General features: G+C 76.5%; 7 protein-coding genes. All 7 read left to right on the forward strand.

The window, feature by feature from the left end:
• Window positions 1-457 (forward strand): acyl carrier protein (locus HYE82_RS28030; RefSeq protein WP_256987815.1); only part of this gene is annotated, 457 nt, incomplete at its 5' end.
• A gap of 62 nt (window positions 458-519) precedes the next feature.
• On the forward strand, window positions 520-759 hold the full coding sequence (locus HYE82_RS28035) for a phosphopantetheine-binding protein (RefSeq protein WP_179176960.1): 240 nt from the start codon (window positions 520-522) through the stop codon (window positions 757-759).
• Window positions 756-2102, forward strand: coding sequence for a beta-ketoacyl synthase N-terminal-like domain-containing protein (locus tag HYE82_RS39385; RefSeq protein WP_218783154.1), 1347 nt, complete (start codon window positions 756-758; stop codon window positions 2100-2102). Before HYE82_RS28035 ends, HYE82_RS39385 begins: the two co-directional genes overlap by 4 nt.
• A 17-nt stretch (window positions 2103-2119) precedes the next feature.
• Window positions 2120-3373 (forward strand): hydroxymethylglutaryl-CoA synthase family protein, encoded by a 1254-nt coding sequence (locus tag HYE82_RS28045; RefSeq protein ID WP_179176961.1) that lies wholly within the window; start codon window positions 2120-2122, stop codon window positions 3371-3373.
• Complete coding sequence (locus HYE82_RS28050) at window positions 3370-4128, forward strand: enoyl-CoA hydratase/isomerase family protein (protein WP_179176962.1); 759 nt, start codon at window positions 3370-3372, stop codon at window positions 4126-4128. Before HYE82_RS28045 ends, HYE82_RS28050 begins: the two co-directional genes overlap by 4 nt.
• Entirely contained in the window at window positions 4125-4916 is a 792-nt protein-coding gene (locus HYE82_RS28055; RefSeq protein ID WP_179176963.1) for a polyketide synthase, read from the forward strand. The genes HYE82_RS28050 and HYE82_RS28055 overlap by 4 nt, the downstream gene beginning before the upstream one ends.
• A 71-nt stretch (window positions 4917-4987) precedes the next feature.
• Window positions 4988-10893, forward strand: a 5906-nt coding sequence (locus HYE82_RS28060; protein ID WP_179176964.1) for an SDR family NAD(P)-dependent oxidoreductase, incomplete at its 3' end; no start/stop codon positions are given.

Consider the following 10893-nt stretch of genomic DNA (forward strand, 5'->3'; position numbering starts at 1 on the left):
CGCCGTGCCTGCCGCCCCCGCCGCGCCCGTCGCGCCTGCCGCGTCGGCCGTGTCCGTCGACCCCGCCCCCATCGCCCGGGCGTTGCGCGAGGAGCTGGCGCGGACCCTGTACTGCGAGCCCGGCGACATCGACGACGAGGCGAGCTTCAACACCCTCGGCCTGGACTCGATCCTCGGCGTGGAGTTCGTGGCGTTCGTCAACCGGACCTACGGGCTCGACGAGAAGGCCGGCATCCTCTACGACCACCCCAGCCTGACCGCGCTGAGCCGCCACGTCGCCGGACGCGCCGCCCCGGCCCCGGCCACGGCCGCCGCTGCGGAGCCCGCAGCCCTCCCGCTGCCGGTGCCCGGCGCCGGGGAGCCCTCCCAGGCGGACCTGGACGCGCTGCTCAGCGCCGTCCGCGACAACCGGCTCTCCATCGAGCAGGCGGTCACCCTGCTCACCCCGCGGCGCTGACCCCGCCCTCCCGCACCACACCCCTGCCGTCCGACCCGTACGAAACCGAGGAACCAGACACCATGACCCCCGACGAGATCTTCGCCGTCGTCCGCCGCAACCTGCTCGACGTGCTCCCGGAGCTGACCGAGTCGCAGATCACGCTGGACCACAGCATGCGGGAGCTGGGCGCCAACTCCATCGACCGGATGGACGTGGTCATCGCCACCCAGGACGACCTCGGCGTCCGGGTGCCCGCCGAGCAGCTGACCCGCGCCAACGACCTGCGGTCCCTGGTCGCGGTGCTGAGCGAGCACGTGTGAGCGGCGACGCGCCCGAGGCAGCCGCAGCGCAGCCGGTGGCGGTCACCGCGGCGGCCGTTCTCAGCCCGCTCGGCGACCGGCTGGACGGCTTCACCGCCGCCCTGCTGGCGGGGCGCAGCGCGGTGCGGATGCCGTCCGGCGACGCCGACGGCTCCGCGGACGGCGGGCCGCTGCCCGTCGCGGCCCTCGACGACTTCGTCCTCGGGAGCTGGGCCGAGCGCCACCTCGCCGGCAACGGCCCGGCCGCCGCCCTCCTGCGGCGGGTCGCCGGCCGGGCCGCACTGCCGGCGAGGACCGCGGCCTGCGCGGCGCTGCGGGCCGTGCTGGACGCCGGACTCGAACCCGGCGGCGCGTGGGGCGAGGAGACCGCACTGCTGGTCGCCGGCAGCAACCTCGCCCTCGCGCACCAGGCCGCCACCGTGCTCGGACACCACAGCTCGCCGGGACGGCTGCGGGCCTCGTACGCGCTGACCCACCTCGACGTGGACGTGGTCGGCGCCGTCAGCGAGGTCACCGGCGTCCGCGGCGAGGGCTGGACGGTGGGCGGCGCGTCCGCCAGCGGCACGATCGCACTGCTCCAGGGCGCCCGGATGATCGCCTCGGGATGGGCGCGCCGGGTCCTGGTGGTGGCACCGGCCGCCGAGCTGTCCCCGGTCGAGGCGGAGGCGTTCCGCCGGACCGGGGCCATGGCCCACGAGGCGCTGCGCGGTACGCCGGAGCGGATGTGCCGGCCGTTCGACCGCGACCGCCAGGGGTTCGTCCGGGGCGAGGCCGCCGCGGCGGTCGTCCTGGAGTCCGCGGCCGGCGCCCGCTCCCGCGGCGCCGAGGTGCTCGCCGAGGTCGCCGGCCACGGGCAGCGGCTGGACGCCCGCCGGGGCACCGAGCCGGACGCCCGGGGCCAGGCCGCGGCGATGCGGGCGGCGCTCCGCTCGGCCGGCCTGACCGCGGAGGACGTCGACTACGTCAACGCGCACGGCACCGGTTCGGTCCTCGGCGACGAGGTGGAGGCCGCGTCGCTGCGCGAGGTGTTCGGCGAGCGCCGGTCGCTGCGGATCAACTCCACCAAGCCCCTGACCGGTCACTGCCTGAGCGCCGCCGGGCTGGTCGAAGCGGTCGCCGTCATCGGCCAGCTGCGGGCCGGCCACGCCCACCCCAACCCCAACCTCGACCACCCGCTGGACCCCGGACTGCCGCTGGTCGGCACCCGCGCCGAACGCCACCCGATGCGCACCGCCCTCAGCAACAGCTTCGCCTTCGGCGGCGTCAACGCCTCCGTCGTCCTGCGCCTGCCGGGCACCGCGCGCACGGCCGCCCCGGCCCACCCGAACCCTGACCACACCTGACCTACGGAGACCACCCCATGAAGCCGGTCGGCATCGAAGCCATCAACGTCTACTGCGGAGAGACCTACGTCGACGTCCCGACCCTGTTCGCGGCCCGGCAGCTCGACGACAGCCGGATCGACAACCTGATGATGGCCCGCAAGAGCGTCGCCCTGCACTGCGAGGACGCCGTCTCGTTCGCGGTCAACGCCGCCAAGCCCATCGTGGACGCGCTGTCCGAGGAGGAGCGCGGCCGCATCGAACTGCTGATCGTCGGCACGGAGTCCGGCGTCGACTTCGGCAAGTCGCTCGCCACCTACGTCCACGACCACCTCGGACTGCCCCGCTCCTGCCGCCTCTTCGAGACCAAGCAGGCGTGCTACAGCGGCACGGCGGCGACGCAGATGGCCGCGGCCGTGGTCGCCGCCAGCCCGTTCGACGGCGCCAAGGCCCTGGTGATCAGCAGCGACGTCGCCCGTCCCGTGCCGCACACCTACGTCGAGCCGAGCCAGGGCGCCGGCGCGGTCGCCATGCTGATCAGCGACCGGCCGGTCGTCGCCTCCTTCGACCGGGGCGCCAACGGCTTCCACAGCTACGAGGTGATGGACACCTGCCGCCCCGACCCGGAGGCGGAGGCCGGCGACGTCGACCTGTCCCTGCTCACCTACATCGACTGCCTCAAGGGCTCCTTCACCGACTACGCGCGCAAGGTCGAGGGCGCGGACCTCGTGGACAGCTTCGACCTGCTGGCGATGCACACGCCGTTCCCCGGCATGGTCAAGGGCGCGCACCGGGCCGTCCTGCGCAAGCTCAAGCGGATGTCCCCGCAGGCCATCGAGGACGACTTCACCGCCCGCCTGTCCGCGGCGGTCGAGTACCCGCGGCAGGTCGGCAACATCTACGCCGGCACCGTCTTCCTGGCGCTTGCCAGCACCGTCGACAACGCCGTCATCGACCGGGAGCGCCGCGTCGGGATCTTCTCCTACGGCTCCGGGTGCAGCTCCGAGTTCTACAGCGCCGTCGTCACCCCCGAGTCGCAGGCCGCGGTGCGCGCCATGGGCATCCGCGAGGCCCTGGACGACCGCTACGAGCTGTCCGTACCGGAGTACGACGAACTGCTCACCGCCACCGCCGAGCTGAAGTTCGGCACCCGCGACTTCACCTTCGACCTGAACCGCTTCCCGCAGATCACCAAGGCCCGCTTCGACGGGGGCACGGCCCGCCCCCGGCTGGTCCTGGAGGCCGTGCGCAACTACCACCGCGAGTACGTCTGGCTGGGGGCCGGCCGATGAACCACACCGACGCCGTACGCGTCGTCCGCGGCCGCGGGCTGCTGCGGGCCGTGCTCGACCGCCCCGAGCGGCGCAACCCGATCGACACCGACCTGCTCACCTCGCTCGGCCGGGCCCTCGACCAGGCCGAGAGCGACCCGGACTGCCGGGTGTTCGTCCTGTCGTCCACGGGCGGGGACTTCTGCGCGGGCACCGACCTGTCCGGCGGCGACCCGGCTCCCGAGCCGCTGCCGGACGGCGCCGAACTGCCCTACTGGACCCTGCTGGAGCGGCTGACCCGCAGCCCGCTCGCCACCGTCGCGGTCGTCGACGGCCGGGCCACCGCGGGCGGGGCCGGCCTGGCCGCGGCCTGCGACCTCGTCCTCGCGGGGGAGCAGGCCCGCTTCCGGCTCACCGAGGTGCTGGCCGGACTCGTCCCGGCGATGGCGCTGCCGTTCGTCGCCCGCCGCATCGGCGAGCAGCGGGCGTTCGCCGCGACCCTGCGCGCCGAGGAGTTCGACGCCGACGCCGCCCACCGGGCGGGCCTCGCCGACCTCGCAGGCCCGCGCGCCGAGGACCTGCTGCCCCCGGTGCTGGCCGGACTCGGCCGGACCGACCGGAGCACCACCGCAGCGCTCAAGGACTACCGCGCCCGGCTGTTCCCCAGGGACGCCCGCCTGGGCCACGACGCCTCGCGGTTGCTGATCGAGCGGTTCGCCGCCCCGGGGACCGGGCAGCTGCTGGCACGGCTGCGCGAGGCCGGAGCGGCGGCATGAGCGCGGTCACGGCGCCCACCGGCGCCGCCGACGACGTGGTCCACCTGTCCTGGCAGGGACCGGTGGCCGTGGTCCGGATGGCCGACCACGAGGGCCGCAACACCTTCGGCCCGGCGCTCAGCCGCGGCCTGGTCGACGCCGTCGACCGGGCGGTCGCCGAGGAGCGCACCCGCGTCCTGGTCGTCGAGGGCATGCCCGAGCTGTTCTGCGCCGGCGGGTCCCAGCGGGAGCTGGTCCACTTCGCCCGGGGCGACGGCAGCTTCGACACCGACGACTTCTTCCGGGTCTTCGCCCGCTGCCCCCTGCCGGTGGTGGCCGCGGTGCAGGGGCACGCGATCGGCGGCGGCCTGGTGCTGGCGCTCTACGCGGACCTCGCCGTGTTCAGCGAGCGGTCGGTGTACGCGGCCAACTTCATGCGCTACGGCTTCACACCCGGCATGGGCGCGACCCACCTCCTGCCCGCCCGCTTCGGCCACCAGCTCGGCACCGAGATGCTCTACACCGCGCGCAACCACCGCGGCGCCGAACTCCGCGAACGCGGGGCGCCGGTCCGGGTCGTGGCGCACGACGAGGTGCCGTCCACCGCCCGCGCGCTGGCCGCCGGCATCGCGAACGCGCCGCGCGCCTCGCTGGAACTGCTCAAGCAGGACCTGGCCGCACCGCTGCTCGCCGCCACCGACGCGGCGATCGCGCGGGAGGCGGCCATGCACCGCACCTCCTTCCGGCTGCCCGAAGTGATGGACCGCATCGTCGGCGGCTACGGCGCCGCCGACCGCCGACACCCCTGACCCCCGCCGCCCCAGGGCCGGACCGCCGCCCGACCAGACCGACACCGCCGACGCGAGGACCGCGAGAACTGATGGACGCGAAAGAGATCCTGACCCGATTCAAGGACGGGGGCCTGGACCGGGCCGCCGCCCAGGCGCTGCTCGCCGGCCGGAGCCCGGCGGCCGCACCGCGCCCGTCCGAGCCCGCAGCCGCGCCCACCCGGCCCGCCGCCGAGCCCCCGGCCGGGACGACCGCGCCGGCCGGGACGACCGCGCCGGCCGCGCCCGCCGCCGGACCCGCGGCGGGCCGGCCCGAGCCCGTCGCGGTGATCGGCTACAGCGCGCGCTTCCCCGGCGCCGCCGACGCGGACACGTTCTGGCAGCGGATCCTCGACGGCGACGACCTGGTCACCGAGGTACCGCCGGAGCGCTGGCGCACCGAGGAGTTCTACGACCCGGACCCGGCCGCCGAGGGCCGCTCGGTCTCCCGCTGGGGCGCCTACGTCGCGGACGCCGACCGCTTCGACGCGGACTTCTTCCGGATGACGCCCCGCGAGGCCGAGCTGACCGACCCCCAGGCACGCCTCTTCCTCCAGGAGGCGTGGCGCGCGCTGGAGCACGCCGGCCGGGACGCCCGCTCGCTCGCCGGCACCCGCTGCGGCGTCTACGCGGGGGTCATGCTCAACGACTACCAGGACCTGGTCGAGCGGGAGAGCCCGTACAAGCGGCTCCCCCAGGTGATGCAGGGCAACTCCAACTCCATCCTCGCCGCCCGGATCGCCTACCACCTGGACCTCAAGGGCCCCGCCGTCACGGTGGACACCGCCTGCTCCTCCTCGCTGACCGCCCTGCACCTGGCCTGCCAGTCGCTGTGGCTCGGCGAGACCGAACTGACGGTGGTCGGCGGCGTCACGCTGTACCTGACCGAGCTCCCGCACGTGTTCATGAGCGCGGCCGGGATGCTGTCCCCCAACGGGCGCTGCCGCCCGTTCGACGCGGCCGCCGACGGCATCGTGCCGGGGGAGGGCTGCGCCGTCGTGGTGCTCAAGCCGCTGTCGAAGGCGCTCGCCGACGGCGACCCCGTGCACGCGGTGATCCGCGCGTCGGGGCTCAACCAGGACGGGCGCACCAACGGCATCACCGCGCCCAGCGCCCGCTCGCAGGCCGCACTGGTCCGCGACACGCTGCAGCGCTTCGAGGTGGACCCCGCCGGCATCGACTACGTCGAGTGCCACGGCACCGGCACCCCGCTGGGCGACCCGATCGAGGTCACCGCCCTCAACGAGGCGTTCGCCGGCGCCGGGCTGGCGCCCGCCAGCGTGCCGATCGGATCGGTCAAGGGAAACATCGGCCACACCTCGGCGGCGGCCGGCCTGGCCGGGCTGCTGAAGGCGGCGGGCGTGGTGCGCACCGGGCAGGTCCCGCCGTCGCTCCACTACACCCGGGCCAACCCGCAGATCCCGTTCGACCAGGGGCCGTTCACGGTCGCGGCGGAGCGCCGCGAGCTGGCCCGACCCGGCGGCGGCCGGCCCCGCCGGGCCAGTGTCAGCTCCTTCGGTTTCAGCGGCACCAACGCCTACGTCGTCGTCGAGGAGGCCCCCCAGCCGGCCGCCCGGCCCACTGCCGGCGACGGCGCCTCGCCCGTCCTGGTCCCGCTGTCCGGCCGGCGCGCCGACGCGCCCGCCGCCCACGCCGCCGACCTCGCCCGCTGGCTGCGCGGCCCGGGCTCCGACGCGACGCCCGCCGACGTCGCCCACACCCTGGCCGTCGCCCGCACCCACCACCCGTACCGCTCCGCGCTGCTGGTCTCCGGCCGGGACGAACTGCTGGAATCGCTGGACCTGCTCGCCGCCGGTTCGGCCGACCCGCGGCGCACCGACACCGCGCCCGACGCCGCCGCGCCCGACCCGGCCGTCCGCCGCGCGCAGGCCGCGCTGCTGGCCCGGCTGGTCGAGCGGGCAGGCGAGAACCCCGGGCCGGCCGAGCTGGCGGCCCTGGCCAAGCTCTACGCGCAGGGCCACACGGTGGACTGGGCCGCGGTCAGCCCGGCCACCCGGCACCGGCGGCTCTCGCTGCCGGCGTACCCCTTCGCCCCGGAGCGCCACTACGTCGAGCGCCCCGCCTCCCCGGCGCCCGCACCCGCCGCGCCCCCGGCGTCTGCCGTGACTTCGTCTGCCGTGGCTTCGGCGCCTGCCGCGCCCGCGGCACCTGCCGTGACTTCGGCGCCGGCGCCGGCCCCGGCAGTCGCCGCGGCCCCCGCGTCCGCCCCGCACGGGACTCCGGCCGAGTCGGCCGGGGCCCGCACCCCGGACGGGATCCCGGCCGCCGCGCCGCTCACCGACCCGGTGCTGCACCGGCAGGAGTGGATCGCCGCCCCGCTGCCGGCCGCCGCGTCCGCGCCCACCGCCCCGCTGCTCGTACACGACCCGGCCGGTGACCTGGCGGCCGCCCTGGCCGCCACCGGGCTCGACGTCCACCGGCTGGGCACGGACCGGACGGCCGCCGAGGCGCTGCGGGCCACCGGCGCGCAGGCCGTCACCGTCGTGCTGCGGCTCACCGCTCCCGCCGACGGAGCCTCCGCGACCGCCGCGGACCTGGAGGTGTTCGAAGCCGCCCGTGCGGCGCTGGCCGTCCTGCGCACCCAGCAGCTCACCCTGCTGGCCGTCACCGCGGACCCCACCCGCGCCGACGCGGCCGGAGCGCTCGTCCAGACCCTCCGCCAGGAGAACCCCCGGCTGTCCGGCCGGGCGGTGCTGACCGCCGGCGGCACGCCGGACGCGAGGCGGCTGCTCGCCGAGATCGCCGCCCCGGGCGCCGAGCACGGGCACCTGGCCGACCTCCGCTCCACCGGGCGGCTGCGCCGGGTGCTCGCCCCCGTCCCGCTGCCCGGGACCCGCCCCGCCGTGCGCCAGGACGGCGTGTACCTGGTCAGCGGCGGCGCGGGCGGCATCGGCCTCGCGCTGGCCCGGCACCTGACGGACCGTCCGGGCACCCGCGTGGTCCTCTGCGGACGGACCGCATGGGACGACCTCGCCGCCGCGGCCCGCAGCGCCGTGGCCGACAGCGACCGCCTGCGCTACGTCCGGGCCGACGTCACCGACCCCGAGGCGGCCGCCGCTCTCGTGGCGGAGATCGTCCGGACCGAGGGCGCCCTGCACGGCGTCTTCCACGCCGCCGGCGTGGTGCGCGACGGCTACCTGGTGCGCAAGGACGCCCGGGACGTCGCCGACGTGCTGGCGCCCAAGATCCTCGGTGCGCTGGCACTGGACGAGGCGACCGCGGCCCTCCCGCTGGACGCGTTCGTGCTGTTCTCCTCCGTGGCCGCGGTGACCGGCAACCTCGGCCAGAGCGACTACGCGTTCGCCAACGGCTTCCTGGACGGCTTCGCCACCCGCCGCGCCGGGCAGGTGTCGCGCGGCGAGCGGCACGGCCGGACGCTGTCGGTGCAGTGGCCGCTCTGGGACGTCCCCGGCATGAGCATTCCGGAGCCGGTCCTGGAGGTCGTCGCCCAGCACACCGGCATGGCGCCGCTGCCCGCCGCCGCCGGGCTCGCGGCCCTGGACCGCCTGCTGGCCGCGGACGGCCCCGAGGTGGTCTCGCTCTTCCACGGCGACGGGGCCGCATGGCGGGCCCACCTGGCCGACCTCCACCTGGAGCACCGTCCCGAGGCCGGGCCGGGCGCGCCCGCCCGGGCGACCGCCGCCGCTCCCGCCGCCCCCGCTGCTCCCGCCGTTCCCGTCGTCGCACCGGCCGAGTCCGCCGCGGCGGATGCCGGCCGGCGCGCCGAACTGGCCGACCGGGTCAGCCGGACGGTGGCCGACACCATCGGCCGCCCCGCGGGCAGCATCGGCGGCCACACCTCGCTGGAGTCGATGGGCCTGGACTCCGTCATGATCCGCACCCTCGCCTCCCGGCTCAGCGCCGAAGTGGCACCGGTCGGGCCGGAGATGCTCTTCGGCCTGCGCGACCTGGACGAGCTGGTCGACCACCTGGCCGCCGCCAAGGCAGTCCCTGCTGCGACCTCGGCGACCTCGGCGACCCCGGCGGCACCGGCCGCCGCGGCGGTGCCGGCAGCTCCGGCGGCGTCGACGGTCCCGGTCGCACCGGCGGCGGCCGACGACGACGACGACCGCTTCGCGATCATCGGCATCAGCGGCCGCTACCCGCAGGCGCCCGACCTGGACGCCTTCTGGCAGAACCTGCTGAACGGCAAGGACACCACCTCCGACCTGCCGACCGACCGCTGGCCGGACGCGGGCGGCGTCAGGGCCCGGGGCCACTTCCTCGACGGCGTGGACGCGTTCGACCCGACGTTCTTCGGACTGTCCGCCCACGACGGCACCCTCCTCGACCCGCAGGAGCGGCTGTTCCTGGAGGTCGCCTGGGAGGTACTGGAGGACGCCGGATACACCGGCTCGCGCCTGGACGACCTGGTCGCTCCGGACGGCGAGCGCCGCAGCGTCGGCGTCTTCGCCGGGATCACCTCCAGCGACTACAAGCTGCTGGGCGCCGAGCGCTGGGCCGCCGGACACCGGGAGATGCCGTCCGGGCACTACTGGACCCTGCCCAACCGGCTGTCCTATCTGCTCGACCTGCGCGGTCCGAGCCAGCCGGTCGACACCGCCTGCTCCTCGTCCCTGGTCGCGCTGCACCTGGCGCTCGACGCGCTCCGCCGCGGCGAGTGCGCGGCCGCCCTGGTCGGCGGGGTGAACCTGTACGTCCACCCCTCCCGGTTCCGGATGCTGCGCCAGTCCGGCTTCCTGGCCGAGGACGGCCTGTGCCGCAGCTTCGGCGCCGGCGGAGCCGGCTTCGGCCCCGGCGAGGGCGGCGGAGCCGTCCTGGTGAAGCCGCTCGCCGCCGCCCTGGCCGACGGCGACACCGTGCACGCGGTGGTCCGCGGCAGCGCCGTCGCGCACGGCGGGCGGACCAACGGCTTCACCGCGCCGAGCCCGTGGGCGCAGGCCCGGGTGATCCGTGCCGCGCTGCGCGACTCCGGCACCGACCCGGCGACCGTCAACGTGATCGAGGCGCACGGCACCGGCACGGAGCTCGGGGACCCGGTGGAGCTGGCCGGCCTCCAGGACGCGTACGGCTCCGGCTCCGTGCCCTGCTCGCTGGGGTCGGTCAAGTCCGCGGTGGGGCACGGCGAGTCGGCGGCCGGCATCGCCGCGCTGACCAAGGTGCTGCTCCAGCTGCGCCACGGCGAGCTGGTCCCCACCCTGCACGCCGACCCGGTCAACCCGGGCCTGCGCCTGGAGGACACCCGCTTCGTCCTCCAGCACACCCCCGGCCGGTGGGAGCGGCTGACCGGCGCGGACGGCAGCGCGCTGCCGCGGCGGGCGGGCATCAGCTCCTTCGGCGCCGGCGGGGTCAACGCCCACGTCATCGTCGAGGAGTACCTGCCCGAGCGGCACGGCCGGGCCGCCGGCGCCGCCGCCGAGCCGGGCCGCCCGGAACTGGTCCTGCTCTCCGCTCCGACACGGGAGCACCTGGCGGCCACCGCCGACCGCCTCGCGCGCCGGCTGGAGGGCCCCCAGGCGCCCGCCGACCTGCGGGCGGTGGCGTACAGCCTGCGCACCGGCCGGGCCGCCATGGACTGCCGCCTCGCCGTGGTGGCGGACGACACCGCCGGCCTGGCGGCCGCGCTCGGCGCCTTCGCCCGCTCGGCCCGCACCGGCGGGGGCGAGGAGGAGACCGCCGTACGGTACGCCGACCTGCGGGACGGCCGCGGCGCCCACCGGGACCTGGACACGCTGCCGGAGACCACGGCCTTCCTCGCGGACCTGTGGCGCAACCGGCGACTGCACCAGCTCGGCGAGCTCTGGCTGTCGGGCCTCGACATCGAGCGTGCCGCGCCCCGCGAGCCGGGCACCCGGCTGGTGCCGCTCCCCCCGTCGGTGTTCCTGCGGCGCCGGCTGTGGATCACCGACCCGGTCACGGCGGACAGCGCGCCCGCACCGGACCCCCTGCCCACGCCGGTGTCCGCTCCGGCCCCGGC

The organism is Streptomyces sp. BR123, from assembly GCF_013401435.1.
GTDB lineage: Bacteria > Actinomycetota > Actinomycetes > Streptomycetales > Streptomycetaceae > Streptomyces.